Consider the following 23,284-nt stretch of genomic DNA (forward strand, 5'->3'; position numbering starts at 1 on the left):
GCTACCGGTCGACGATCCCATCCAGCCCGGCCTCCGAGGCCGCACGAACCGCTGCCGGTTCCAGATCCGTGTCGCGCCAGGCGGGCAACCGCGTGTCCTCGCCCGGGGACTCGATCGCGTCGGCGTAGGTCTCGACCTGTTGGCGCTCGCCGGCGGCGTCGAAGTCGAGCCCGTTGAACACCGCGTCCGTCTCGTACTGACGGACGAGTTGATCGGCCGCGTCCCGGTACCCCTCCCGGAGTCGCTCGTAGTCCGGATCGAGACCGGCGTCCTCGACGACCTGAAACAGCGCCCGGCCGACCTCGCTGCACATGTCACCCAGCCCCTGCGGGCCACCGACGGCGCGGTGGTCGTGTTCGTGCTGTCCGAGGTCGACCTGAGCGGTGCCGTCGAATCCGGTTCCTTCGAAGGCATCGCCAAGCGTCCCGACTTCGAGCCCCCAACCGCGCTGTGCGCGCAGGGAGCGGACGAGGTCGCTGGTCGCGGCGAACTCCCCGGCCAGCGCGTAGCGGAAACTGGCGAGGTAGTCGACGATGTCGTCCTCGTGAGCGTCGTCGAGCGCGCGGACCAGCGGCGTGTAGAACAGGCGAAAGAGGCGGCCGTAGAGGCGGTCGTTCTCGACGCGAGCGTAGTAGCCCTTCGAGAAGTCGTAGCCCTGTGCCAGCGGAAAGAGCAGGCGCGGAACGTGGGCGCGGGAGTAGGTCGCCGTGTCGGCGTCGTGAACGACGACGTACTCCTCCTGTGCGGCGAGGCCGAGCGCGAGCCACACGTCCCGTCCCTTCCCGGCGGGGCCGTTCAGTCCGGCTTCCGCGAGGCGGTCCCGGACCTCCGGCGCGTTACACCACAGCACATCTGGGCCGAGTTCGAACGAATCGAGCCATCGGGTGACGGTGCCGACGGAGTCTTCACTGGCGCGCAGGGCGACGATGACGCGGGCCGGATCGACCCGTTCGAGCGTCGTGAGCACGCGCTCGGCAGCGAGGCTGGCGTGTTCACGCTCCGTGAGCGGCACGACGACGGCGGCGCTCTCCGTGGGCGCGTCGGGCACCCGGTCGGAGAACGCGTGGAGCGTCGCCACGCGCTCCTGGACGTATTCCATCGGGCGTTCGTTAGGCTGCTCCCCGAAAAAGTCCGCCGTTCTCGACCCGTCACGCCCGGGCGGCTGACGGGAACCAGCCAAGTCGGTGGACGGCCACGAGGACGACCACGAGACAGAGCAGGGCGGCGGCGAACGCCCGGAAGACGAGATCGAAGGCGAAGCCGGCGTCGGTCAGCGCGCCGACCGCGGAGCTACCGGTCGCCTGAACGATCATCATGCTCCCGCTGTAGGTGGCGTAGGCGCTGGCGCGGTGACGGTCCGGCAGCGACCCGAGCAGGAGCGTGTCGACCGCGGGAAAGACGCCGTGGATCACGTAGCCGACGAGGGCGCTGACGACCGCCAGCGCGAGCAGTCCCGACGTGATCGTCAACAGAAGGACCGCACCGCTAAAGCCCACCAGAATGGCGAAGAGGTAGGGAGCGAGCGGCAGTCGGTCGGCGAGGTGACCGGAGACGAAGAACGCGGGGACACCGGCGGCGAAGACGACGGTCAGCAGGTTCCTGGCCATCGATTCGCCGACAGCCTTGGTCGTCGTGAGGTAGGTGACGTAGAAGTTGAACAGCCCGTTCCAGACGAAGCCGGCGAACCCGAGGACGGCGACGCCGGCCAGGATGATGGGGTACTGGTGGCGAACGGCCGCGAGCAGGTCGCGGTCGGCGGTGCCGGCCTTCGGGAGATCGGCGTTCCGACTCGCCAAGAAGAATCCCGCGGTCGCCAGCGCGGCGACGATCGCGATGCCCTGGAAGGTCGTCCGCCAGTCGCCGACGACGAGCGCGGCGGTCACGAACAGCGGCGCGCCCGCGGCTGCGAGTTGCGACGCCATGCCGTGGATGCCGAGGCGGCGGCCGACGCGGTCGGGGTAGAGTTCGCTGACGAGCGGGTTGGCCGCGATGAAGTACGCGCCGCTGGCCAGCCCCATCAGGAAGGCCCCGACCATGAGGACCGGGTTCGACTGCGCGGCGGCGGTAAAGAGCGCTGCGGCCGTGAGAATCCCACCGGTCGCGAGGACGACGTGCTGTCGGGGCACTCTCGTCAGCAGGTAGCCGGTGGGAACCCGTGGCAGCGCGCTGCCGAGCCAGGCCAGCGTCGCCAGCAGTCCCAGCGTCGTCCCGCTGGCACCGAAGGCGCTCCGGAGCGGTTCCAGCAGGGGCGCGAAGACCACGCGGCCGAGGTTGACGAGGAAGACGAGCGAACACAGCGACCCGAAGACCTCTCGTCGATCCACGTCGACCCGTTCCCCCGCCGCCGAGTCAAACCTTCCGACACGCGATATCGAAATCCCGCTTCATCGAACACCTGTCAGACGCCCGGCACGGAGTTTATAACCGGCCCGTGTGAACGGTCTGCTATGGAATCCGTTCGCAAGGGAATGCGCTCCGGTGCTATCGAGAAGGACACCTACGAGCGGCTCAACTGCGCGGAATGTGACACGGAACTCGGGACCAAAAACGACCCCGACGCGATGGGGACCGTCCGGTTCTGTCCCGAGTGCGGTCGCGAGTGGCAACGAATCGGCTAGGTTACTCGAAGACGGTGTCGAACGCGTCGGCACCGAGCGGTTCGAAAGTGCCGGCATCGACGTTCTCCGCGACGTGGTCCGGCGACCCCATCCCGACGAGCGAACTCGTCACCCCCGGCGCGCTCCGGGCGAAGTTGATGGCGCGCTGTGCCCGGGTATCGCCGTCCAGTTTCGCTTCTACCTCGCCCGGCATCTCCGCGGCGAGTTTCCCCTGCATGATCGAGGCGCTCGTGAACACGTCCAGGCCCGCGTCGTTAGCGAACCAGAGCGCGCTCTGTGGCCCCTCGGCCCCCTCGTGGGAGTCGACGGTGAAGGCGTCGGCCATGTAGATGTTGAATGGGAGTTGAATCGCGCGGAGGTGCGTCGAGTCGGTCCCTGCGCGGTCCGAGGCCGCACGGGCACGCGAGACGATCTCCGGGAGCGAGAGGTAGTTGTCGTGGTCCGACCCGACGCGGAAGCCCTCCCACGTCGCCACCCCGTAGTGGCGGATGTCGCCCTCGTCGGCTCGCTCCTCCAACCTGGTGAACGTCGCTTCGAGCTGGTCGTACACAGCGTCCCGGCTCTGCGTCCCCAGCTGCGTCTCGGGGTTGTGGACGTAGTAGAGGTCGACGGTGTCGAGGTCGAGATTGGCGAGCGAGCGGTCGAGTTGGTCGTCGATGTAGTCGGGGGCGATACAGTGTTGTCCCATCGCCAGGTCGTCGCGGTCGACGATGCCGGGTTCGACGTACTCATCCCGAACGTACCGGCCGGGGTCGTCGGGTCGGTCGCCGTCGAAGCCGACGAAGCCGCCCTTGGTCGCGACGAGGACGGCCTCGCGGTCGACATCGGCGTCCGCGATCGCCTCGCCGACGACGCGTTCGCTGCGCTGGTTGCGGTAGTTGATGGCGGTGTCGACGACGTTGACACCGGATTCGAGCGCCCGTACGATGGCGTCGTGGTACCCCTCGTCGGCGGCGTCGGTCGGGTTGCCGAGGTATGTGCCGACGCCGATCGAGGAGACGACGCAGTCGGAGAACGCCCGGAAGTAGGTGCGGGCGAACCGCTCGTGGTGTTCGTCGCGGTAGTCCCAGGTTGCCGCTCGGGTGGCCATAGCCCTCGGTTGGAGTGCCGGCGGTAAAATCGGGGCGGTCGCAGGTCGGGACCCGACTCGGTTGCCTGTCGGTTCCCAGATCCTCGAAATTTCCACAACATTCATTTTCGCGTCAGTAAGGATTAGCAGTACGGATGTCCTGGACACGTCGACGACAGGTAGGTGGCCGATGAGCGGACAGCAAAACCGCTCGCCGGAGGCCGAACTCGGCCTTCTGGACGCGACGATGATCGGAATGGGGGCCATGATCGGGGCCGGTATCTTCGTCTTGACGGGACTGGCCGCCGAACTGGCCGGGCCGGCGGCGTTGCTCGTGTTCGTGCTCAACGGGGTCGTCACTGCCTTTACCGGCCTCTCGTACGCGGAACTGGCGTCGTCGATCCCCAAAAGCGGCGGCGGGTACGCCTTCGTCCGGGAGATCTTCGACGACCTCCCGTCGTTCCTGATGGGGTGGATGCTCTGGTTCGCGTACATGATCGCCGGCGCGCTGTACGCGCTGGGGTTCGCGCCGAACTTCCTCGAACTGTTGCACGTCTACAAGCTGGTCCCCCCACCGGAAGCGGTGGGAGCGATCGCCCTGCCGGTCGTGGACGTCGGGATCCCGCCGGGCCTCGGGCTCGCGTTCGTGGCCGTCCTCTTGTTCGTGGCCGTCAACGCCGCCTCGACGGCGGCCAGCGGGAGCGTCGAGACGATCTTCACCATCACGAAGGTCAGCATCCTCGTCGTCTTCGTTGGCTTCGGCGTCGCCTCGCCGATGTTCGCGAGTGCCGAGTTCCAGCCGCTCTTTACCGACGGGACGGGACCGCTCGCGATCCTGCCGGCGATGGGCCTGACGTTCATCGCCTTCGAGGGGTACGACCTCATCACGACGGTCACCGAGGAAGTCGAGAACCCGCGCGAGAACATCCCGAAGGCCATCTTCCTGAGCCTGGCCGCGACGCTCGTCGTCTACATCGCGGTGGTCACGGTTGCCATTGGGACGCTGGGCGCGCGGGGTCTGGCCGAAGCCGGCGAGGCCGGCATCGCGCAGGCGGCGACCGAGTTCATGCCGACCGGCCTGCCGGTCATTCAGAACGGCGGGGCGGTGATCGTCTTCGGTGCCGTCTTCTCGACGCTGACGGCGCTGAACGCCGTGGTCATCGCTTCCTCGCGCGTCGCGTTCTCGATGGGTCGGGAGGGGCAACTGCTCCCTAGTTTCGGCCGGATTCACCACCGCTACGGGACGCCCTTCGTGGCGATCCTCGCGAGCGCCGTCGTGATGCTCGGATCGGTGGCCCTCCCGACCCAGAGCGCCGGCAACATGTCCAGCCTCTTTTTCCTGCTTTCCTTCATCGTCGTCAACGCCGCGGTCATCAAACTGCGACGGGAACGCCCGGACATGAACCGACCCTACGAGATGCCGTACTATCCGATCCCACCGCTGCTGGGCATCGGACTGAACCTGCTGTTGACGGTCGTGCTCGTGGTGTTCCTGGTGCAGACGGACCCGCTGGCGCTGGTGCTCAGCGTCGGCTGGATACTGCTCGGCGGCGTCGCGTACGTGGCCCTCAACCGGTTCCGCGCAGCCCGGGACATCGACAGCGACCCGACGCCGGCCGCTCCGGTCTCGGGGGAGGACGATTAACCATGACAAGCAATCTAGACGTGATCATCGCTGGCGGCGGACGAGTCGGCTTCCAAACAGCGTCCATCCTGGCCAACCGGGGTGACGACGTGACGATAATCGAACCCGACCCGGACACCGTCGAGGCGATCGCCGACGAGTGGGTCGCGACGGTCATCGAGGGTGACGCGACGAACCCCGACATCCTCGAACAGGCGGACGTCGCCGGTGCCGACGTCGTCGCCGGCCTCACCGCCCAGACGGGACTCAACCTCGGGGTCTGTATGGCGGCGACGGAGATGAACCCGGGCGTCCGGACCGTCGCCCGCATCGAACAGGAGACGGGCGACGCCTACACGCGGTTCGTCGACGACGTGCTCTTCCCCGAGCGAGCCGGCGCACAGGTGGCGGCCAACGAGATCACCGGGAACGACATCCGGACGCTGGCCGACGTGACCGGGACGCTCGACATCATGCAGATCCGCGTCGAGCAGGGCGCGCCCGCGGCCGGAAAAGCGCTCACGGAGGTCCGGTTCCCGGACGGGACGCTGATCATCTCCGACGACGATGGCGAGCGCGTCGCCCGCCCGGACACGACGCTCACCCCGGGCAAGAGCTACGTGGTCGCGGTCGAACCCGACGTGGTCGACGAAGTGCTGCAACTGATGCGCGGGTGAGAAGGAGCCTCAGAGATCGCCGGACATCGCGTCGAACAGCCGATCCGTCAGTTCTGGCATGGTCATGCCGGCGGAGGGACCGATGCCTTCCATGTGTTCGAGGGAGATCTGACCGCCACCCATCCGAGCGTGGCCGCCGGCTTCGGCCATCGGGATGTCCTCGACAGCGCCGCGGAGAGTCTTGCCCATGTGGACGCGGTCGTCGCGCGACCGCCCGGAGAGGTGGACCGTTCCCTCTTTCTCGCCGGCGACGACGACAGCGGTTACGCCTTCCAGTCGGAGGAGTTCGTCGGCGGCCTGCGGAATGGCGTCGGCGTTGTTCACCGTGCCGACGTTCGAGAAGGCGAAGGCGGTGCGAACGTCGCGGTTTGTGATCGCACGGGCCTTGACCTCCAGGATCTCGGCGTCGACCTCGGGGTTCGCGATGCGGTCGAGCGCGTCCTGGTCGACCCCGTCGTAGAGGTAGCTGGCGGCCTCGAATTCGGCGGGTGAACAACCCTTCGTGAGGCTCTTGGTGTCAGATTGGATGCCGTGAATGAGGCCCGTCGCCACGTCCGTCGGGAGGTCCCCGGCTCCGGCTTCCTCGTCCGGGTCGATCGTGTCCCAGCCCATCGACTGGGCGTACTCGGCGAAAATGGTCGCACAGGCCCCGTTGTCGGTCCGAACGTCGGTGAATCTCCGACCCGTGCCGCCGCCGGGATGGTGGTCGATGACGGCCAGCGGCTCGACGCCATCGGCACCGGAAAAGCCCCGCGGCGTGTTGTGGTCGACGAGGACGACGTCCTCGGCGGCCAGTTCGCTGGCGTCGTCGAGGCGTTCGAAGTCCAGATCGAGAACGGTCTCGAACGCGCGGTTTTGCTGGTGACGGATCTGACCCGCGTAGTACATCGTCGCGTCGGTGTCGGCAGCGTCGGCGATGGCGTCGACCGCCAGGGCACACGACATCGCGTCCGGGTCCGGGTTGGGGTGCATCAGCACTGCGATCTCGTCTCGCGAGGCGAGAAGCCGCCTGAACCGATGGCCAGTGGAGCGGCGAAGCCGGAGGGCGAGCCAACCAGCGCCACTGACGACCACGGCGAGGACGACGACGGCCAGGACTCCGAGCAGCGGGTTCTCCAGGGCGAACGCCGCGGTAGTGTCGACGGCCGCACGTAAGTCGTCACCACCTGCGGCTACAAGTGGCATACTCGAAACCTCTCTCCCCGCAGAGGTAAGAAGGTTCCCCATCTTCCCAAGACCGGCAACTCACCGCGAGAGGTTCCCTGGAGGTGTTTTCTCGCCGTTTCGTTACCGGTACTCGCCGGCGCAGTAGGCGTCGATGGCCGCGCGATACCCGCGCCGATACGTCGGGTATTCGAACTCGTAGCCGAATGCCTGGAGGCGGTCGTTCGAGCAGCGCTTGCTGGTCTGTATCCGCCGTCGAGCGGCCTCCGAGAGGTCGCCGTCGTCCAGCCGCTCGGCTTTCGTCCGCTTGGGCGGCTCGGGCACGCCACACTGCTCGGCAAGCCAGTCGGCGAACGCCCACTTCGAGACCGGTTCGTCGTCGACGACCAGGACGGCCTCGTCGCGGGCGAGATCCTCCGCGAGCAGATACCGGACGGCTCCCGCGGCGTCGTCGCGGTGGATCATGTTCAAGAATCCCTCGGTCACTGGTCCGTCGACGTACCGAGTCAGCCGGTAGCGGTCGGGTCCGTACAGGCCGGCGAAACGCGCGACGGTCCCGTCGATCCCGTAGTCGGCGGCGACCTCGTGGGCGACCCGCTCTGCTTCTGCGAGTACTCGCGTCTTCTCGGTCGTCGGATCGAGCGGCGTTTCCTCGTCGACCCAGTCGCCGCCGTGGTCGCCGTAGACGCCGGTACTGGACGTGTACACGAGCCGGTCCGGCGAGTCCTCGCGACCGCCGAACTGCTCGATCGCCGTTCGCAGGCCTTCGACGTAGACCTCGCGGGCGGCCTCGGCACCGCGACCGCCGGAACTGGCCGCGAAGACGACGGCGTCCGCGTCGGGGACCGACGCCAGTTCGGTGGCCTCGGTGATGTCCGCCTGGACCGACTCGAAGCCGGCCGACTCGATGGCATCGAGACCGTCCTGTGATCGCCTGACGCCGACGACCTCGTGGTCGTCGGCCAGCTGTCGCCCGAGTTCGAGTCCGACGTAGCCACAGCCGAGGATTGCGACGCGCATGATTATCCTTTCTTGCTCTCGATGAACTGGTGGAGGACGGCGTACTCTCCCAGCGTCATCGGATAGCGACCCTCGACTTTCTGCTGGATCTCCTTTGCGTCCATCTGTGCGTTGATTCCCGACTGGATGGCCTCGACGTCGAGAACGGCCACGCTCATACCCATCATCAGGATGTCCCGTGCGTCGGCGGCGAGGAAGTCCGCGTCCGGTCGGTCGGGGTCGGTCGCGAGGATCGCTGCGGCCTCCTCCAGCGTGATTTCCGGGGACTCGCCAGCCAGGAGCGAATCGAGCGTCTCCTCGTCGACGTCCGTCGCGTCGGCGACTGCGTCGACGCCCTGGGTTTCGACGGTTTCGGCGAGGACCCGCTCGTAGGCCCTCCGCAGTTCCTCGGGATCCCGTTCGGCCGGCGATTCGAACTCGTCTCGTAACATGCTCACCGATTGGGCATCCCGGTACAAATCACTGTTACTCTGCGTCCCGTTCGGGCCACCTCGACGGAACGGGTCGCTCGCTCCCGTCCCCCTCGTCCATCTCGACGCCGTCCCAGTTCGACCAGCCGGCGGACCGCTCGTCCATGTTGCCGTCCTTGTCGCCGACGCCCTGCGCGCCGGGCGGGACGACGATCGCGACGGCCGTCCGGGCCGAAAAGGAGACGCGTTCGGCTCGACCGAACGCCTCGTCGGCCCCGTCGCCGTCGAAGTCCAGTCGAGCCACGGAACCGTCTCTGACGTAGGTAAGGGAGTTTCCAGGAGCGTCAGCCCCGCCGGTTTCGGCCCGGACGGCGAACCGGTCGTATCCGCCTTTGACCTCGACGTACCAGAGGTTCGTCGTCGCCCACCAGGGCGTTCCGATTGGAACGAGCGGCAGGCCGGCCGGCACGCGGTTCATCGACTTCCCGAGCCGGTTTTCGATCCGGTCCGCTGCCTCGTTCGTCCCGTTTTTCATCGCGGCTTTCACGCGGTCGTTCAGCTTCCCTGCCAGCTCCTGGCGCATGAGCGCGGCCGACTCGTTGACTTTCCCGTGGGCGATTCGCGTCTCCTTCGCACTCGTCGCCTGCATCGACTGCATCTGGAGGTTCGAACGGGCGATCGCACGCTTCGTCTCGTTGTCGTCGACCGCTTCCGTCGCGATCGCTACCGCAGCCGAGCCATTGGTCACGGCGAGTGCCTTCCCGGCCGTCGTGTCCCACTCGGCGAGTCCGTCCTCGATCGTCGCCAGTCGGTCCGACCGGCTCTCGCCGACGTTCGACTCCCTGAGCGCGTTGCGGAGGTACTGTTCCTCGACCACCTGGAGTTTGCCGTCGACTGCGGGCCGTAACTCCGCTCGCTGTGCCGTCAGGTTCCGCCCGAGGTCCCCCTCATCGGTCACGGCCGTTGCCGCGTCGAGTCCGTAGAGCGTCTGGGCAGCCGTCCGGAACCCGACCTTCTCCCCGAGGCCGACGGCACCCAACAGCGTGTCCGTCAGATCCCCGTGTGGGTTCGTGAATACGTTCACGTTCCGCGCGGCCAGCGGGTAGACGCTCGTCTCGTCGGAGAGCGGTTCGACGTACTCGTCGCCGACTTCCGCCGTCGTCAGATACGGCGGCGAACCGTCGACGGCCGTGACTTCGACGCCGTCGATCCCCGCGTCGTCGGTCCGTCCGACCCCCTGGCGTTCGGTCAGCGCGTTCTCCACGAGGTCCTTCGAGGCACCGACCGTCTCCAGTACCGACGTGAGATTGTCCCGTCGCTCCCAGCGGTCGTCGCGTCGGTCCCGAAGCAACTCCCTGGTCTCCCTGACGTACGAACCGCGAGCCGCGACGCGGGCTTTCTGCCCGACCGTTCGGTACTCCCCGGAAGCCGAGATCAGTCCCAGCCGCTCGTCGGCGAGTTTCCGCCGGAGTTCGCCCGCGGGATTCGCCTGAAAGGTCCCGGCCCGTCCCCGCTGGACGGTCACCGAGGTGTTCCTGACCGATGATCTGAGGTCGACGATGTCCCCGATGGCCTGCCGCCGTAGGCCGTCCGGAACGTCCGCTTCGATCGCCGTCGGACTCGTATCGAGGTCGTTGTTGGCGGCGCGTTCGGCGAGTCCGTTCCAGCCGCCCCGTCCATCGACGACCTGCGAGTCCGCTCGGTCGTGGAGATTCGACAGATCGAGACCACCGAACCGGCCGCCGTTCTCGATGTCAGTGATTGGCCGCTCCGGGGCGTACTCGCTGTGTGCGTGTCGCCCGACCAGTGCCATGTCGACCCTGAATCGGTTCGTTTCCGTCGCCGTAGTCGTCGTGGTGGCCTCTTCGGAGACCCAGTGGCACGTGGTCGTGACGTTCAGCCGAACCGTCCGTCCGGCGGAATCCACCACGTGCCAGTTCGACCCCGTGTCCGGGACCGAGGCCGAAACCGTCTCGAACGCCGCGTTCCGGCCGGTTCCCGTCGAGCCGTTGAAAAACCAGAGCCCCTCCGGCCTGGTGTGCCTGCAGTTCACCGGGTCCCCGCTGATCTTCTCGACGTCGGCGACTGGCTTCACGTCGACGCTGTAGACCGACTGGAGGACGCTGGTGAGGTTCGAGCTGTCGGCCGCGTTGGCGAAGGCGCGGTCCGCCGTCTCGTTGACGCCGACGCGCATCTCCTCGCCGGGGTCCGGTACCTCGGAGCCCTGAGAGTAGCGTTCGATCCGCTGTGGGACGTTCGCACCCGGTGGCCCACTCGGAAAGACCCGATCGACCCACTTCCCCTCGACTGGCGACTCGGCCACGAGGTCCGAGAGTCCGACGTCGACCATCGCCTCGCTCAGGGCTCTGCGACCGGTCGCGTCGCTCCGGCCGAACGCAGTTCGCTGTTCACGAAGGAGCGCGCCGTTGGTCATCAGCGCGACGTGGCGGTTCGCGAGGACGTTCGTGATCGCCCCGCCACCGCTTCCGTACTGGGCGTAGCCCCGCGCCCAGGTCAGCGCGTACAGTCGACCCGTCAATCGCTGTGAGAGTCCCGGCTTGTCCAGTCCCCGATCCAGTCGCGTCTCGAACTCCTGTACCCCGTCGTGGAGTGCCATCACGGGCGTTCTGACGGTCAGGGTGGGACTCACCTGTTCCCGGCCGACGGTCCGGTTCCCGCGTCGGGCCGTGATCGTGACGTTCTCGACGTGTACCTCGAGTTTCGTCTCGTTGTCGCCGACGGGCTCGATGTGAACGCGCCGTTTCGCGTCCCGTAGTGCGCTCGCGTTCGGCGTCGGCGGCAGCGACGCCGTCGCAGTGACGCCCTGCTGTTCGATCTCGTGGTCGGCGAGTCGGTCGCGCGCCTGCAGGTAGATGCGGACCCGAAGCCAGTCCCGGAAGGTGTCGTCCTCGTCGAGGACGCGCCCGGCTGTGGTGTTCGATCGCGACAGCACCGGCTCGCGGGCGGCCGCATCGCCCGCCGTCACGACCGCAGTACGGAGTTCGGTCGTCGTCGAGGCCGTCGCTCTGTCCATCACCACGTCGACGGGCGGCTCGCTGGCGGGGCGGTCGGGCTGCATTCCCACTGTCAGCGCCGCACTCGCGACCAGGAGGACGATTCCGACGAGCGCGAACGGGACCCGGCCGCGCTCGTCGTCGGCCAGCCTCACGGGGACCACGTCCTGACGGTGATCCGGACGGTATCGACGGTGACGTTGGCCGCAGCGGCCTCCGGCGACTCGAAGCGCGTTCGCATGTCCGCCGCCAACCGCTCGCCGAGGGTGTCGGCCAGTCGAGCGTTCGCGGCCGTCGCGTCGTTCGCCAACGCCAGCGCGGTCACGTTCGTCCCGACGAGTCGACCGAACCGCTCGTAGCGATAGGTGACGAGTTGGGCGACCGGATAGTCCCCCAGCAGTGCCGTCCGGGTTTCGTCCGGCGGGAACGAGCCCTCGACAGTGCTGGTCGCGACGACTTCGCCCACGGCGCTCATGTTTCCAGTGGAGTTGGCCATAGCGCGCGCCCGGCCCCGCGTGGCCGGCATCCCGCTGTTCACTGTCAGGGTCGCTGCGTGCACGTCCGCCGACGGTGGTGGTGTCGGCCCGATTCGGACCGCTCCGCGGAGTAGCGCACCGTCGTACGGTTCCCAGACGGCCCGAACTTGCGTGCGATGGTCGCGGGTTCGGATCGCGTTGCGCGTCGCGTCCGCGACCGCGCGCTCGAAGTCGTCCCTGGTGTGGGCCACCGGCACGCCGTTCATCGTGAGGTTCCCGACCGCGGCCGAGGCCAAGTGGCTCGCGAGGGTGCCGTGTGCGGTTCGCTGGAACTGTGGGCCGCCGGTTCGGGGGAAGGTCACGACCTCCGAACGGGCCTGCCGCGCGCCCGGAGCCAGCGTGTACCGAACGTCGGCAGTGCTCGTCGCCAGCACGTCAGCCGTCTCGTCGGCTCCATCGGCGTCTGCAGGTGGCAGCGACCCCATCGGAAGTGTCAGGGTCGCGACCGCTGCCCCAACCAACAGCAGGAACAGGGCCGCGTCGAGGACGGTACTGGTGGCTCGCCGCCTCATCGCCAGACCCTCACCGTCAGTCGACCGGGCCGGACGCGTCCGGGAGCGATGCGGACGCTGACCCGTTCGCTCGCCTGCTGAGCTCGCTGCGGCGGCGCGGGGCCAGCATGCCAGCGATTATCCGTCGTTTCGAGCGTCGCGTTCAGGTGATACCCATTGGGGGCCGTCGCTGTCCGTGCGTCCGACAGTGCCCCCGGTTCGACGATCCCGCTCTCCCCCATCGACGATTCCAGGTGGTCGAGCGTCGGGCCGGCCACCCGCTGACGATCTTGCCCCGGCAGCGTCCCGTCGAGGACACCCGCATAGACGGTGAGACCGGCACCCACTGCGAACACGGCGACGATGGCTGCCAGCGGTTCGACCTGTCCCCTACGTCCCGACCAGCGTGACATCGACGCCCTCCCAGGATATCCGCCGAACGATCAGTTTTCCGTCGATACGTTCCCACTGCCGCGTTCGGTTGCGTGCCGTTGCGGTCGCCGTCCGAAACTGCGAGGCGTTGGCGAAGGCCGTGGCCGGTGGCGTCCCGGTAAGTACGGGAGCCAGGGGAGAATCTTCCCGAACCGGTGTCACGGGGCCGTAGGCGAACGCTGCGTGCGCAGTGCCGCCGTCGTTCCGGAGCGCGACACGGTGTGGTCCGAGTTTGATCCCCGTCGCGTCCAGCGAGTGCTCGCCGGTCGCCTCGTGCGGACTCGACGCGACGGCGTCGACGGTGTTTGCTACCCCCGCTGCGTCAGGTGGGACCGTACTCGGCAGGGCGACCGCGACACCGAGCGCGAGGGCGCTCGTCGTCGCGACCCCGATCCAGAGATACCAGGAATCGGCCGGTGCATCGAACATGGCCGGCCCTGGCCGCGTTTCCGGACTTAAACTTCAGGCGTCTCAGAGGAGGAGACCCGCCGCGTAGAACGACGCCAGATACGTCGCGGTCGCAGCGACCAGCGCCCAGCCGACGCGATAGCCCACGAGCGCCCGGTCGAGTCCCCGCGAGAGGCCGGTCGAAAGCGTCGTGAGCAGGGCGGCAAGGACGAGCACGTAGATCCCAACGGCGAGACCGAGGCCCGCCGTTCCGGGTCCACCGGCCGTGGCCATGGTTTCACCCGCTCCGCTGCTCCCGGCGCTACTGCCACCCATCGTCATACCATCGGCCAGCGCAACGGTCGCGCCGGCGACCAGCGGCGCGAAGACCGCCGCTGTGTTCGCGAGCGTGCTGGTCACCTGTCCGATGCGATGGCGAGCGTCCCGTTCGACCGTCGCCAGTTCCTCCAGGTGGTCGGCCATCGCGACGATTGCACCGCCGGCCGGTCGCCCCTCGCGGGCGGCGAGTGAAAGCAGCGTCGCGGTACTCCTGGCACGAGAGCTCGGTACCGTCGCCAGCGCCCCGTGCTCGCCGAGGAACGCCTCCCGAACGCCGACTTTCAGCTGTCGCTGTCGGTGCGCGGCGTCGGCCAGGACCTGCCCCGTCGCGTCGGTCACCTCCTCGGCGGCGGACTCGACGGCCGTCTCGACCGCCTGCCCCTCCTCGACGCGGCGGCCGACGTGGTACAGCGCGTCGGCCAGCCCGTCCTCGACAGCACGTACGCGGTCCCGGACCGCTTTGACGGGTCGATAGTGGACGACGAGTGCGGTCCCGGTCCCACAGCCGATGGCGGCCAAGGGTCCGGTCCAGATGCCGACCAGTACCGTTCCAGCGAAGCCACTCACCGCAGCCGTCACCGCACCTGCGACGACGGGCGGCCAGGCACGATCCGGGAGGTCGGGATGTGAGCGGTCGATACTCGGTGGCGGGAAGGTTACGGGGCGCCGGACGAGTAGCCAGACGCTGGCCGCGAGCAGGACGCCTGGCAGGAGGAGGTCGTAAAGGAGAACGATTCCAGCCAGCGGGACCGAGACGCCGGTCATCCCGATGGCCGGGAGCAGTGCGACGAGCGCCAGCGGGAGCAGGACGCCGAACGCGTACAGCGCCGTCGCGGGCCCCTGGAGACTCGCCGCGAACCCGGCCATCTCGTCGCGAGCCCCGTCGAGCACCGCGTCCAGCCCGCGGTCGAGCGTCCGCTCGCGCTCGCCCCGCGGGGCCGTACCGGCCGACTCCACTAACAGGAGTGCACGCCGGAGCGCCGGGAACCACTCGTCCCACTCCACGGTAAAGCCCGTGAGTCCCGAACGCGGATTCCCGGCCGCTCGGCGGACGTGCTCCCGGAGACTCGCTGCCAGCGGCCCCCGTCCGGTTTCGGCGGCGAAGGCGGCCGCCGACTCCGTCGCGGGCGTGATCCGCATCCGGAGGACGGCCCGGCTGACCAGCGCCGGAGCCTCGCCGAGCGCCCGCGTGCGACGCGCCGTCGCGAGTACTCGGGGGGCAGTGTGGACGGCGTGGACGAGCCCCAGCAGTGCAGCCACTCCACAGAGTCCGACGACCGGGACCAGCGCAGTCGGTACGAGGACGACGCCGACGACGACCAACGGGGACCAGGCAAGCGCCGCACCGTAGCCGGCCCGGACGACCGTCTCGGGCATCGTCGCCGTTCCGAGAAACCCCAGCGCGCGGTCCAGTTCTTCGCTCGCCTCCACGGGCCAGGGGTAGAGCCGAGCCAGTCCACGGACCGCGTGCTCGGTGGGATGCATCAACGCGCCTCCCGACGCCGCGCGTGGGCGTTACACACTGCTTCGGGGTCCGTCCGACCGGCCGTCGCGAGGTCGCCCAGCCACGACGCCCGATCGTCGAGTCGCTCGCGGACCGCGGCGTACCGTTCGCCAGACCTGGCGAGTCCGTCCACCAATCGGCTGTTCCCGCGAGCGATTCGACCCGTCGAGACGAGTTCGCCGTCGTCGAGTTCGAACAGCGGCTCGAAGCGCACGCCCTCGTCCCCGTACGTGACCTCCTCGATGGCTTTTACCCTGCGAGCCCGCCCTTCGGCCGACTGGTAGGGCTCGCAGGTCACGAGCAGATCCGTCGCGCCGAACGACGAGGGCGCGACGTCGAGGTCCGAGACGACGCGCTCGCGTACGTCCGCGCCGCCGTCGCCGTGGATCGTCCCGAGGACCGCGCTCCCGCTCGCGCCCACTCGCATCGCCTCGTAGAGTACAGCGGCTTCCTCGCCGCGAACTTCGCCGAGGACCAGCGCTCCCTCGCCGAGTCTGAGCGCCGTCCGGAGCGCCTCGGACGGCGGGACGCCCGCCCCATCGTCGTCGGCCGCACGCAACAACTGGACGTCCCGGCCGGCCGTCTGGAGCCGTTCGACCGGGAGTTCCGGCGTGTCCTCGATGACCACAGTTCGAGTATCGGCCGGGAGTTCCCACAGCAGCGCCCCCAGGAGCGTCGTCTTCCCGGCCCCGCGAGTTCCAGCCAGGAGCGTCGCCGCGTCGCGCTCGACGGCCAGGGAGAGCAAGGCAGCGGCCTCGGCCGGGAGCGTCCCGTTTTCCACGAGCGCCGGGAGTGTCCAGGCCTCCCGCTCGTGGGCGCGGAAGGCGAAGGCGATCCCCTCGCTGACGGGTTCGGTCACGCCAGCCACTCTGAGGCGGCGGTCGCCCACGGTCGCCGTCGCGTCGAGCGTCGGACTCGCCCGCGAGAACGCCCGTCCGTTCTCCCGGCGAAAGCGGGACGCCAGCGCCTCGACGCCCTCGGTCGTCACCCGGACGTTCGTCCGCATCGTCTCGCCGTCGACCCGCACGCGCAACCGATTCGCGTCCGTCGGGGCTGTCGCGAACACGTCCGAGACGCGGTCGTCCGCGAAGAGATCGACCAGCACCCCATATCCCCGCGTGTGTTTCTGCAGGACCGCTTCCAGCGTCCGCACCTGGTCCTGGCCGTCGTCCACGACCCGCCTGACCGCCCGAGCCGGTGCGCGCTGTCCACCAGTGACCGCACCGCTGGCGAGTCGGTCGTAGGCGGCCGAAAGGGTCGCCGTGGCACGCTCGTCGAGTTCGTGTTCAACCGGTTCGAGGTGGTACAGTCGTCGTTCCGTCGTCGGCTGTTCGTAGACGCGCACGACCGCACCCGTGTCGAGTTCTCGTTGGGACTCGAACCGCGCGTCGGCCGGCGGCCGCACCCCGACCCGCGCCCGGCTGATAACCGGGCCGACCGACGGCGCGAGTGCGCCCTCGTAGCTATCGGCCCGGGCGGCCAGTTCGGCCAGTCCAGTTTCGGCAGCGATGTCGGAGACGGGACCGGCGCGGCCGGTCGCCTCTCTGGCGGCACCGAGCGGGTCGCGACAAGCCCGCGTGGCCAGGTCCGAGTCACGGAACGCGACCGCGTCAGCGAACCGGCCCGCGGCGACGAGTAGGGCGGCCGCGTCGTTCTCGTAGGCCCGCTCCATGCCAGCGGACCGGGTACTCACGGCGTCGGCGTCGCGCTCGCGCAGTCGTTCGACGACGGTGGCTCTGCAGTCGGGGTCGGTCGCCAGGTGCCCGCCGCCGGGACAGTCCGACGCGTCGACGACCAGCCGGTCACCCTCGAAGGCGGGGTCGCACCCACACGCGTCGGTGGGTTCCGGGTCCGTGAACCGCTCGAAGAGCGTTCGCATGGCCGGGGCTCGTCCCGTTCTCGTACTTGAACCTCGGGGTCGGTCAAGCCGGCGTCCAATCCGTGAAACGATGGGAAGGGGCGACGACCGAACTGGTCACTCGTCGCCCACTCGTCGAACGACGACCGCCGTCTCATCACCCCGTTCTATCAGAGCAACAGATAATCTATGGATCCCCGGCTCCCGGATGACCACGGAGCCGGTGTCACCGCCGGTGTCGCCAGCGACCGTTACGTCCGGGATTCGTCGTTCCTGCGGTTCGCGACCGGTGACCTGCCATGCCAGCACTGTGCTGTTTCGGTCGTCGACGTCGGACCAATCGGGACGGCCCCCGATAGCGACGTACTCGATTCCCGCGTCGGTCCACGACTGCGCCGGAACCCGGAGCGTCACGACGCGCCGCGCGCCCGCCGAGCCCGCAGGTGCTGCGCTTTCGCGAGCGTACACGTCTTCGATTGCGGCCGCCAGCCCGTCGATTTCCCCCTCGACGCGGTGCTCGCTGCGGTCGGCGCGGGCAGTCTCCAGTGCCGGCAGCGTCACCGCCAGCAACGCCACCGCGAGCGCGACGGCCACGACGACCCGGAGCATTACAGCGACCCGGTCAGCCCCGCGAGGAAGCCACCGTCGTCGTCTGCCTCCGACTCGCTGTCGGCGGTTCGGCCGGCAGCCCGTCGCTGGGTTTGCGCTCGCTGCTGTGAGTCCACGTCGGGTGAACCACAGCCCGCTGTTGCCTCGTCCGGTGACCCGCGCTGCGGTGACCTGTCCGCGCCCTCGGTCCAGCGCGGTTTCCCGCTATCCCTCCGGGTGCCGCCAGCGGAATCGTCGCCGACCCCGCGGCCGCTCCTGCTCGCACCACGGTCGTCCGCGGGTCGCTCCCGTCTCCCATCGCTCTGTCGACCCGATTCATCGTCCAGTCGCTCTTCGAGTCGCTCGACCTTCGCGAGTGCGAGGTCCGCGCGTTGCTCCACGTCGCGATTGACCGAGCGAACGTTGCCGACGTACCCGCGGACGGCCTGCGTGCTGGCTTCGAGGTCGGCCAGCTGGGACTCGATTCCGTCCAGACGGCTCTCGAGGTCGTCGATACGAGTCGCGAGGTCGGCGGCGTCGGCCAGCCCCGCGAGCTCCCGATCAGTTCCAGTCAGTGCCCGTTCGACCGCCCGGAGCCGCTCGTCCAGTGTCTCGGTGTCCGACATACGGACGGTGGCCCCGTCTCGGGTTAAGAAGCTTCGGCCACCCAACGTTAAATAGCCGGTACCACCACGTACCGGATATGAAAGTCGTCCTGATTGGTGTCGGACAAGCAGGAGGGAAGATCACGCAGGCGCTGGCGGAGTTCGACTACGAACGCGGCTTCGAGGCGGTCAAAGGCGCGTTCGCGGTCAACACCGCCCGCACGGACCTGCAGAGTCTCGACATCGACACGATGCTCATCGGACAGGATCGGGTGAAGGGTCACGGCGTCGGCGGTGACAACGAACTCGGCGCGGAGATCATGGAAGACGAGGCCACCGAGGTGATGGACGAACTCGACGGCCGCGTCACCAGCAAATCCGACGCCGTCTTCGTCGTCGCCGGTCTCGGCGGCGGCACCGGCAGCGGCGGCGCTCCGATGCTCACCCGGCAGCTCCAGCGCATCTACGACATCCCCGTCTACGGCATCGGCGTCCTCCCCGGACGAGACGAAGGGGGAATCTACCAGGCCAACGCCGGCCGCTCGCTCAAGACGTTCGCCCGCGAGTCCGATTCGGTCCTCCTCATCGACAACGACGCCTGGAAGTCCTCCGGCGAGAGCTTAGAGGAAGGGTTCGACCAGATCAACGACCGCATCGCCGAACGTATCGGCCTGCTGTTGGCCGCCGGCGAGGTCATCGACGGCGTCGGCGAGTCGGTCGTCGACTCCAGCGAAATCATCAACACCCTCAAGAACGGCGGGATCGCCTCGCTGGGCTACGCCTCCGCGACGGCCGCCGAGGACGCCGAGGAGAACATCAACGTCATCACCTCCGCGACCCGCAAAGCCCTGATGACCGGGACTAGCCTCCCCCAGGCCGTCAAGGCCGACAAAGCCCTCCTCATCGTCGCCGGCCACCCCGACCGCATCGCCCGCAAAGGCGTCGAGCGCGCCCGCAAGTGGCTCGAAGAGGAGACCGGCAGCCTCGAAGTCCGGGGCGGGGACTTCCCGCTCAACTCCGAACGTATCGCCACGCTCGTCCTCCTCGGTGGTGTGGAAGGCTCCCAGCGCATCGACGAGTTCATGGACCGCGCCCGGGAGGCCGAGGAACAGCGCCAGGCCTCCGGCGGCGAGGACGCCGCCGCTGCCTTCGAGAACGACGATCTGGACGACCTTTTCTAGAACCCACTTTTTTACGTCGGGGGGTCGCCAGCGGCGACCCCCCGAAGCAAAAACCTGGACTAAAAAAGGCGCGCCCTCCGGGCGCGTGAACCGCGCTCGCTTCGCTCGCGCGGATGCTCGTCCCGGCAACGCATGCTTTTTCGAGTTACCGACAGTGATTCCTCGACCGGGACTAAATCGAGAGATCCCGGAAGTTGAACGTGTGGATCGAGCAGAAGGTTTTTCTCGGAAGACGGTCCTCCGCTTACCTATGTCCGAGCCCTCCACTGACGATCCGGCGTCGGGTGCCTACGACATCTCGACGGTCGAGCTCGACGACGACCGCTACGAAGTCAAACAGTCAGCGATCCGGAACAAGTACGTCGTCCGCGACAGCGCCGGCGACGTCGTCCTCCGTGGGAAGCAGAAGATGTTCAAGATGAAAGAGGAGTTCCCGTTCGTCACTGGCGACGGCGAAGACGCGTTCAGCGTCAAAGCCGGCGGCATCATGGACGTCGCGGGGAACTACACCATCACGGACGCGGGCACCGGCGAGGAGGTCGTCGTCCTCGACGAGGACTTCTCGTTGTTCGTGGAGAACTGGACGGTTCGAGACCCCGAAACGGGGGACGCCCTGGCGACCATTCAGTCGAAGAGCAAGCCCCTCTCGGCGCTCCGGCATCTGGTCTCCGTCGCGAATCTGATCCCGAACAAATACGAGATATTCGACGCTGCCGGCGACCACGTCGGCGACATCGAGGGACAGTTCTCGCTACGGGACGCCTACACCGTCAGCATCGACGACGCCAGCGACATCCCGAAAGAGGCAGTGATCGCCTCGGCGTGTATCCTCGACGCCCTCGAAAACCAGTGAACAGGCATCTGGCCGAGCAGGGCGAACATTGAAACTCGCCGTTCGGCAATACACGCCTGATGAAACAACCCGAACCGTCCGAGTGGAAAGAACGCGACAGCTACCGCAAACAGATCCTCGCCACGGAGGAAGAGATCGGTTTCGACGGGATTCCCGTGAGCGGAGCGAGCGGGAAGTCGCCGGAGGAACGAGATGAACGGAGTGAGTCGAGTGAGTTCGGCGGAAACCTCCTGCAAGTGGTCGAAATTCCACCCGGCGAACACGTCGAACCGCACTTTCACCGGGAGACCGAGGAAGTGTTCTACATCCAGCAGGCCGGTGGTACGCTCGTCGTCGACGGCACGGAAGTAACGCCAGAGGAAGGCGAGGTCATCATCTGCGAACCGGGGGACGTCCACGAAGTGATCAACGACGCCGACCGAGTATTCAGGATTCTCGTGTTCAAGGTGAACCTGACCGACGACGACACAGTCTGGGAGTCGTGACTCGCTGGGATGGTTCGAAACAACTAATCAGCGGCCCTGAGAACCGTCGGCCATGGCTGACGACGAGGAACCCGAGGGCGAGGAAGCCGAGGAAGAAGAACACCCCGTCGAACTCGGCGACGGCGAACCCGTCGAGGGCGCGCCGCTCGCCCGTGTCTCCGCGCGACTGATGTGGGGCGTCGAAAAAAGCGAGGTGCGCCGCCGCGAGGGCGAAACGGTCATCCGCACGCCGGAGGGGCCGCGCAAACTCGGCGACGTCTTGGACGACGTGGACGTGCCGTACTTCGAGAAGCGCCAGGAGTTCGAGAACGCCGTCGAGGACGCCATCGGTACCGGCCCGATCCCGACCGCGGACGAGTAGGGTATTGTTCGGTTCGAACATTCCTGCAGCAGGCTTTTCTCCCGGGGCCGTCTTCGTCAATACGAATGACGCTCCCTATCGACCCCGCGAACCTCGACCCGGACGACTACGGTGAGAAACAGGCGATCCTGGAGATGGAGCACGAGGAAGCCATCGAACACACGCGAGAGGTGTTCAAAGATGCCGGCTTCGGCGTGGCCGTGGAGTTCTCGGTCTCGGAGATGCTCGCCGAGAAGATCGACGCGGACCGGGACCCCTACTACGTGCTCGGCGCGTGCAATCCCGAGGTCGCCGACCGAGCGCTCGACGAGTGCATGGCGCTCGGGGGAATCATGCCCTGTAACGTCGTGGTCTGGGAGGAAGAACCCGGCCGCCAGCGCGTCTACCACCTCTCGATCATGAAGGTCGCTCGCCTGCTCGGCATGGCCGAGGACGACGACGCCTGGCAGGACATCATCGACACGACCGGCGAGTACGTCGAGGAAGCGTTCGCGAACCTCGACTCGGCCTAGTTCCGTTCGCGGTCGTCGGTCCGCTCGTCCCCTTCCCCGGAGTTCTCCGCCGCGATTTGCGCTTCGAGTTCGTCGACGCGGTCGCGCAGATCGTCGATGTCCTCGTCGTCGGCACCGAGCAACGTGAGTCCACTGGCGACGCCGAGCAAGACCAGCAGCGGAATACCGAGCAGGAGGACGGCGACGAGGAGGATAACGGCGAGTTCGAGCGCGCCGGGCACGACGAACAGGAGGACGGTCATGCCTGGCAGTGAGGCGGGCCGGAAATAAATGTTCGCTGGCTTCGGCGCTACGTCCCGAAGTCCCCGAGTTGTGCCTGCAGTCCAGACACCATGCCGGACTTCCGGCGGAGTTCGGCAAGCGACACCGGGAAGTGCGGCGCGAGCTCCCGGATGGCGTCGTGGAAGCTCTCGGCCTCGCCGGTCTTGTCCTGCTCGAAGGCGTGCCGGATGCCTTCGCGGATCTGCCAGACGCCGACGGGTGCCCAGTACTCGGGGGAGGCGTAGCGGACGACCAGACACTTTGCCTGTAGGCCGCGCTCCTGGAGGTGTTCGAGGACGCCCAGCCGTGAAGCGTAGTACGCGCCGGAGGTCTCGTCGACGTACTCGGTGCGTCCTTCGTACCCCTCGCTGTCGGCGGCCATGTACATCTGCCCGTCGGGGTCCGGGTTCCAGATGCTCCCCGGCGCTTTGAGTTCGACCAACTCGAACTCCCAGTTCCCGGGGGCCATGATGACCCAGTAGGTGTTACCCATGTACTCGTTGACCCGGACCTCGGTCTGGTCGATGCTCGGGGCGTTCCGGATGGTCCCCCGGAGATACTGGCCCACGGTGTCGTCGACGGCGGTGATTGACCAGCGCGTCGGCACGAGCCGTCGGTTCTCGCCCTGACCGAGCGCGCCCGCGGAAAGAATCGTATTTATTTCGTACACGTCGAATCCCCGGCGGTAGAGGTAGGTCATCGCGCCCTGGGCCTGCCAGTCGTCGTCTTCGAGCGTCTTCTCGACGGCCCGGGGCACCGAGGGGTTCTCCGCCAGGGTCGCGTCGTTAGCGCGAGCGCGCGGCCCGCGCGGCGCGCCGATGTCGTCCATGTCCACGTCGAGGTCCGGCGTGTCGGTGAGGCCGATCTCCACGTCGACCGGGTCGTCGGCGATAGCGACCTCACGTTGGACGCCGACGAAGCCGTCCCACACGTCGTTGACGTCCACGCTGGCCGAGCGCGTGGAGTTGAGCAGCCCGGTCCGGCGCTGGAACACGTCGTCGATGGAGTAGCCCTGCTGGTACCACTCGCCGCTGGTGACGTAGTCCGTCGGGTCGGTGTCGGGGCCGCCGACCGGCGAGAGCAGTCCCGTCGACACCTCGGGATAGTTCGATCGCCCGACGAAGATCGAGGGGGCGGTCGACCCGAAGATCGCGTCGCCCTGCACGCGCTCGTCGAGTTGCTGCTCGACGTCGTCTAAGTACTCCGTGATAGCGTAGGACTTCTCCTCGGCTAACCGCTGTAAATCGGCGGATTCGTCGCGCTGGAAGTCCTCGATGAAGTCGTCGAGCCGCATC

24 protein-coding genes are annotated in these 23,284 nt (G+C 67.8%); 8 read left to right on the forward strand and 16 right to left on the reverse strand.

Going from position 1 to position 23,284, the window contains the following annotated elements; translation table 11 throughout:
* Nucleotide 1: 1 nt before the first annotated feature.
* The gene (locus tag E2481_RS03875; RefSeq protein WP_136715801.1) at nt 2–1,099 is read right to left on the reverse strand and encodes a glycosyl transferase family 2; all 1,098 of its coding nucleotides are present in this window, start codon (nt 1,097–1,099) and stop codon (nt 2–4) included.
* A gap of 49 nt (nt 1,100–1,148) precedes the next feature.
* A complete protein-coding gene (locus E2481_RS03880; RefSeq protein WP_136715802.1) occupies nt 1,149–2,324 on the reverse strand; it encodes an MFS transporter in 1,176 nt (391 codons plus the stop codon).
* A 123-nt stretch (nt 2,325–2,447) separates the two neighbouring features.
* On the opposite strand from E2481_RS03880, the gene E2481_RS18555 reads away from it, so the two are divergent.
* Nucleotides 2,448–2,618, forward strand: coding sequence for an HVO_0758 family zinc finger protein (locus E2481_RS18555; RefSeq protein ID WP_169302365.1), 171 nt, complete (start codon nt 2,448–2,450; stop codon nt 2,616–2,618).
* 1 nt (nt 2,619) lies between these two features.
* On the opposite strand, the gene E2481_RS03885 is transcribed toward E2481_RS18555, so the two are convergent.
* Complete coding sequence (locus E2481_RS03885) at nt 2,620–3,708, reverse strand: aldo/keto reductase (RefSeq protein WP_136715803.1); 1,089 nt, start codon at nt 3,706–3,708, stop codon at nt 2,620–2,622.
* A gap of 169 nt (nt 3,709–3,877) precedes the next feature.
* Here E2481_RS03885 and E2481_RS03890 point away from each other — a divergent pair, with 169 nt between their 5' ends.
* Both E2481_RS03890 and E2481_RS03895 read left to right on the forward strand, forming a co-directional pair.
* Nucleotides 3,878–5,332, forward strand: a complete 1,455-nt coding sequence (locus tag E2481_RS03890; protein WP_136715804.1) for an APC family permease — start codon at nt 3,878–3,880, stop codon at nt 5,330–5,332.
* A gap of 2 nt (nt 5,333–5,334) precedes the next feature.
* On the forward strand, nt 5,335–5,988 hold the full coding sequence (locus E2481_RS03895; protein WP_136715805.1) for a potassium channel family protein: 654 nt from the start codon (nt 5,335–5,337) through the stop codon (nt 5,986–5,988).
* Nucleotides 5,989–5,997: 9 nt separating this feature from the next.
* On the opposite strand, the gene E2481_RS03900 is transcribed toward E2481_RS03895, so the two are convergent.
* The 11 genes from E2481_RS03900 to E2481_RS03950 form a co-directional block, all read right to left on the reverse strand.
* Nucleotides 5,998–7,173: a DHH family phosphoesterase gene (locus E2481_RS03900; protein ID WP_136715806.1), complete on the reverse strand. Its 1,176-nt coding sequence runs from the start codon at nt 7,171–7,173 to the stop codon at nt 5,998–6,000.
* Between the two features lie 102 nt (nt 7,174–7,275).
* Nucleotides 7,276–8,172: an SDR family oxidoreductase gene (locus E2481_RS03905; protein ID WP_136715807.1), complete on the reverse strand. Its 897-nt coding sequence runs from the start codon at nt 8,170–8,172 to the stop codon at nt 7,276–7,278.
* A gap of 2 nt (nt 8,173–8,174) precedes the next feature.
* Nucleotides 8,175–8,603, reverse strand: coding sequence for a DUF5791 family protein (locus E2481_RS03910; protein ID WP_136715808.1), 429 nt, complete (start codon nt 8,601–8,603; stop codon nt 8,175–8,177).
* A gap of 34 nt (nt 8,604–8,637) precedes the next feature.
* Entirely contained in the window at nt 8,638–11,751 is a 3,114-nt protein-coding gene (locus E2481_RS03915) for a DUF7286 family protein (RefSeq protein ID WP_136715809.1), read from the reverse strand.
* Entirely contained in the window at nt 11,748–12,644 is an 897-nt protein-coding gene (locus tag E2481_RS03920; RefSeq protein WP_136715810.1) for a DUF7284 family protein, read from the reverse strand. Before E2481_RS03920 ends, E2481_RS03915 begins: the two co-directional genes overlap by 4 nt.
* A complete protein-coding gene (locus tag E2481_RS03925) occupies nt 12,641–13,036 on the reverse strand; it encodes a DUF7285 family protein (protein ID WP_136715811.1) in 396 nt (131 codons plus the stop codon). Before E2481_RS03925 ends, E2481_RS03920 begins: the two co-directional genes overlap by 4 nt.
* Nucleotides 13,014–13,484, reverse strand: a complete 471-nt coding sequence (locus E2481_RS03930; protein ID WP_136715812.1) for a DUF7283 family protein — start codon at nt 13,482–13,484, stop codon at nt 13,014–13,016. Before E2481_RS03930 ends, E2481_RS03925 begins: the two co-directional genes overlap by 23 nt.
* Nucleotides 13,485–13,526: 42 nt before the next feature.
* A complete protein-coding gene (locus E2481_RS03935; protein WP_136715813.1) occupies nt 13,527–15,266 on the reverse strand; it encodes a type II secretion system protein in 1,740 nt (579 codons plus the stop codon).
* Entirely contained in the window at nt 15,266–17,164 is a 1,899-nt protein-coding gene (locus E2481_RS03940) for an ATPase, T2SS/T4P/T4SS family (RefSeq protein WP_136715814.1), read from the reverse strand. Before E2481_RS03940 ends, E2481_RS03935 begins: the two co-directional genes overlap by 1 nt.
* Nucleotides 17,165–17,260: 96 nt before the next feature.
* Nucleotides 17,261–17,752, reverse strand: coding sequence for a DUF7311 family protein (locus tag E2481_RS03945; protein ID WP_136715815.1), 492 nt, complete (start codon nt 17,750–17,752; stop codon nt 17,261–17,263).
* Nucleotides 17,752–18,357 (reverse strand): DUF7310 family coiled-coil domain-containing protein, encoded by a 606-nt coding sequence (locus E2481_RS03950; protein ID WP_136715816.1) that lies wholly within the window; start codon nt 18,355–18,357, stop codon nt 17,752–17,754. Before E2481_RS03950 ends, E2481_RS03945 begins: the two co-directional genes overlap by 1 nt.
* Nucleotides 18,358–18,434: 77 nt before the next feature.
* Here E2481_RS03950 and E2481_RS03955 point away from each other — a divergent pair, with 77 nt between their 5' ends.
* The 5 genes from E2481_RS03955 to E2481_RS03975 all read left to right on the forward strand — a co-directional run bounded on the left by E2481_RS03955 (nt 18,435) and on the right by E2481_RS03975 (nt 21,728).
* Complete coding sequence (locus E2481_RS03955) at nt 18,435–19,517, forward strand: tubulin/FtsZ family protein (protein WP_136715817.1); 1,083 nt, start codon at nt 18,435–18,437, stop codon at nt 19,515–19,517.
* A 250-nt stretch (nt 19,518–19,767) separates the two neighbouring features.
* Nucleotides 19,768–20,370: an LURP-one-related/scramblase family protein gene (locus E2481_RS03960; RefSeq protein ID WP_136715818.1), complete on the forward strand. Its 603-nt coding sequence runs from the start codon at nt 19,768–19,770 to the stop codon at nt 20,368–20,370.
* Nucleotides 20,371–20,429: 59 nt separating this feature from the next.
* On the forward strand, nt 20,430–20,855 hold the full coding sequence (locus E2481_RS03965; RefSeq protein WP_136715819.1) for a cupin domain-containing protein: 426 nt from the start codon (nt 20,430–20,432) through the stop codon (nt 20,853–20,855).
* A 52-nt stretch (nt 20,856–20,907) separates the two neighbouring features.
* The gene (locus tag E2481_RS03970) at nt 20,908–21,216 is read left to right on the forward strand and encodes a DUF5789 family protein (RefSeq protein ID WP_136715820.1); all 309 of its coding nucleotides are present in this window, start codon (nt 20,908–20,910) and stop codon (nt 21,214–21,216) included.
* A gap of 65 nt (nt 21,217–21,281) precedes the next feature.
* Nucleotides 21,282–21,728, forward strand: a complete 447-nt coding sequence (locus E2481_RS03975) for a DUF302 domain-containing protein (protein WP_136715821.1) — start codon at nt 21,282–21,284, stop codon at nt 21,726–21,728.
* On the opposite strand, the gene E2481_RS03980 is transcribed toward E2481_RS03975, so the two are convergent.
* Nucleotides 21,725–21,970 carry a hypothetical protein gene (locus E2481_RS03980; RefSeq protein ID WP_136715822.1) on the reverse strand — a complete coding sequence of 82 codons (246 nt, stop codon included), beginning with the start codon at nt 21,968–21,970 and terminating at the stop codon, nt 21,725–21,727. The two genes, E2481_RS03975 and E2481_RS03980, sit on opposite strands and share 4 nt — an antisense overlap.
* Before the next feature lie 47 nt (nt 21,971–22,017).
* Nucleotides 22,018–23,283 carry a DNA repair protein NreA gene (nreA, locus tag E2481_RS03985; protein ID WP_136715823.1) on the reverse strand — a complete coding sequence of 422 codons (1,266 nt, stop codon included), beginning with the start codon at nt 23,281–23,283 and terminating at the stop codon, nt 22,018–22,020.
* Nucleotide 23,284 lies beyond the last annotated feature (1 nt).

The sequence above is a fragment of the Halorientalis salina genome, from assembly GCF_005049285.1.
In the GTDB taxonomy this organism is placed as follows: Archaea; Halobacteriota; Halobacteria; order Halobacteriales; family Haloarculaceae; genus Halorientalis; species Halorientalis salina.

Excerpts from the sequence above, each read along its gene's own strand:
- E2481_RS03875 (WP_136715801.1), bottom strand. The coding sequence starts at position 1,099 with ATGGAATACGTCCAGGAGCGCGTGGCGACGCTCCACGCGTTCTCCGAC.
- E2481_RS18555 (WP_169302365.1), top strand. The coding sequence starts at position 2,448 with ATGGAATCCGTTCGCAAGGGAATGCGCTCCGGTGCTATCGAGAAGGAC.
- E2481_RS03885 (WP_136715803.1), bottom strand. The coding sequence starts at position 3,708 with ATGGCCACCCGAGCGGCAACCTGGGACTACCGCGACGAACACCACGAG.
- E2481_RS03890 (WP_136715804.1), top strand. The coding sequence starts at position 3,878 with ATGAGCGGACAGCAAAACCGCTCGCCGGAGGCCGAACTCGGCCTTCTG.
- E2481_RS03895 (WP_136715805.1), top strand. The coding sequence starts at position 5,335 with ATGACAAGCAATCTAGACGTGATCATCGCTGGCGGCGGACGAGTCGGC.
- E2481_RS03900 (WP_136715806.1), bottom strand. The coding sequence starts at position 7,173 with ATGCCACTTGTAGCCGCAGGTGGTGACGACTTACGTGCGGCCGTCGAC.
- E2481_RS03905 (WP_136715807.1), bottom strand. The coding sequence starts at position 8,172 with ATGCGCGTCGCAATCCTCGGCTGTGGCTACGTCGGACTCGAACTCGGG.
- E2481_RS03910 (WP_136715808.1), bottom strand. The coding sequence starts at position 8,603 with ATGTTACGAGACGAGTTCGAATCGCCGGCCGAACGGGATCCCGAGGAA.
- E2481_RS03920 (WP_136715810.1), bottom strand. The coding sequence starts at position 12,644 with ATGAGGCGGCGAGCCACCAGTACCGTCCTCGACGCGGCCCTGTTCCTG.
- E2481_RS03925 (WP_136715811.1), bottom strand. The coding sequence starts at position 13,036 with ATGTCACGCTGGTCGGGACGTAGGGGACAGGTCGAACCGCTGGCAGCC.
- E2481_RS03930 (WP_136715812.1), bottom strand. The coding sequence starts at position 13,484 with ATGTTCGATGCACCGGCCGATTCCTGGTATCTCTGGATCGGGGTCGCG.
- E2481_RS03935 (WP_136715813.1), bottom strand. The coding sequence starts at position 15,266 with ATGCATCCCACCGAGCACGCGGTCCGTGGACTGGCTCGGCTCTACCCC.
- E2481_RS03940 (WP_136715814.1), bottom strand. The coding sequence starts at position 17,164 with ATGCGAACGCTCTTCGAGCGGTTCACGGACCCGGAACCCACCGACGCG.
- E2481_RS03945 (WP_136715815.1), bottom strand. The coding sequence starts at position 17,752 with ATGCTCCGGGTCGTCGTGGCCGTCGCGCTCGCGGTGGCGTTGCTGGCG.
- E2481_RS03950 (WP_136715816.1), bottom strand. The coding sequence starts at position 18,357 with ATGTCGGACACCGAGACACTGGACGAGCGGCTCCGGGCGGTCGAACGG.
- E2481_RS03955 (WP_136715817.1), top strand. The coding sequence starts at position 18,435 with ATGAAAGTCGTCCTGATTGGTGTCGGACAAGCAGGAGGGAAGATCACG.
- E2481_RS03960 (WP_136715818.1), top strand. The coding sequence starts at position 19,768 with ATGTCCGAGCCCTCCACTGACGATCCGGCGTCGGGTGCCTACGACATC.
- E2481_RS03965 (WP_136715819.1), top strand. The coding sequence starts at position 20,430 with ATGAAACAACCCGAACCGTCCGAGTGGAAAGAACGCGACAGCTACCGC.
- E2481_RS03970 (WP_136715820.1), top strand. The coding sequence starts at position 20,908 with ATGGCTGACGACGAGGAACCCGAGGGCGAGGAAGCCGAGGAAGAAGAA.
- E2481_RS03975 (WP_136715821.1), top strand. The coding sequence starts at position 21,282 with ATGACGCTCCCTATCGACCCCGCGAACCTCGACCCGGACGACTACGGT.
- E2481_RS03980 (WP_136715822.1), bottom strand. The coding sequence starts at position 21,970 with ATGACCGTCCTCCTGTTCGTCGTGCCCGGCGCGCTCGAACTCGCCGTT.
- nreA (WP_136715823.1), bottom strand. The coding sequence starts at position 23,283 with ATGCGGCTCGACGACTTCATCGAGGACTTCCAGCGCGACGAATCCGCC.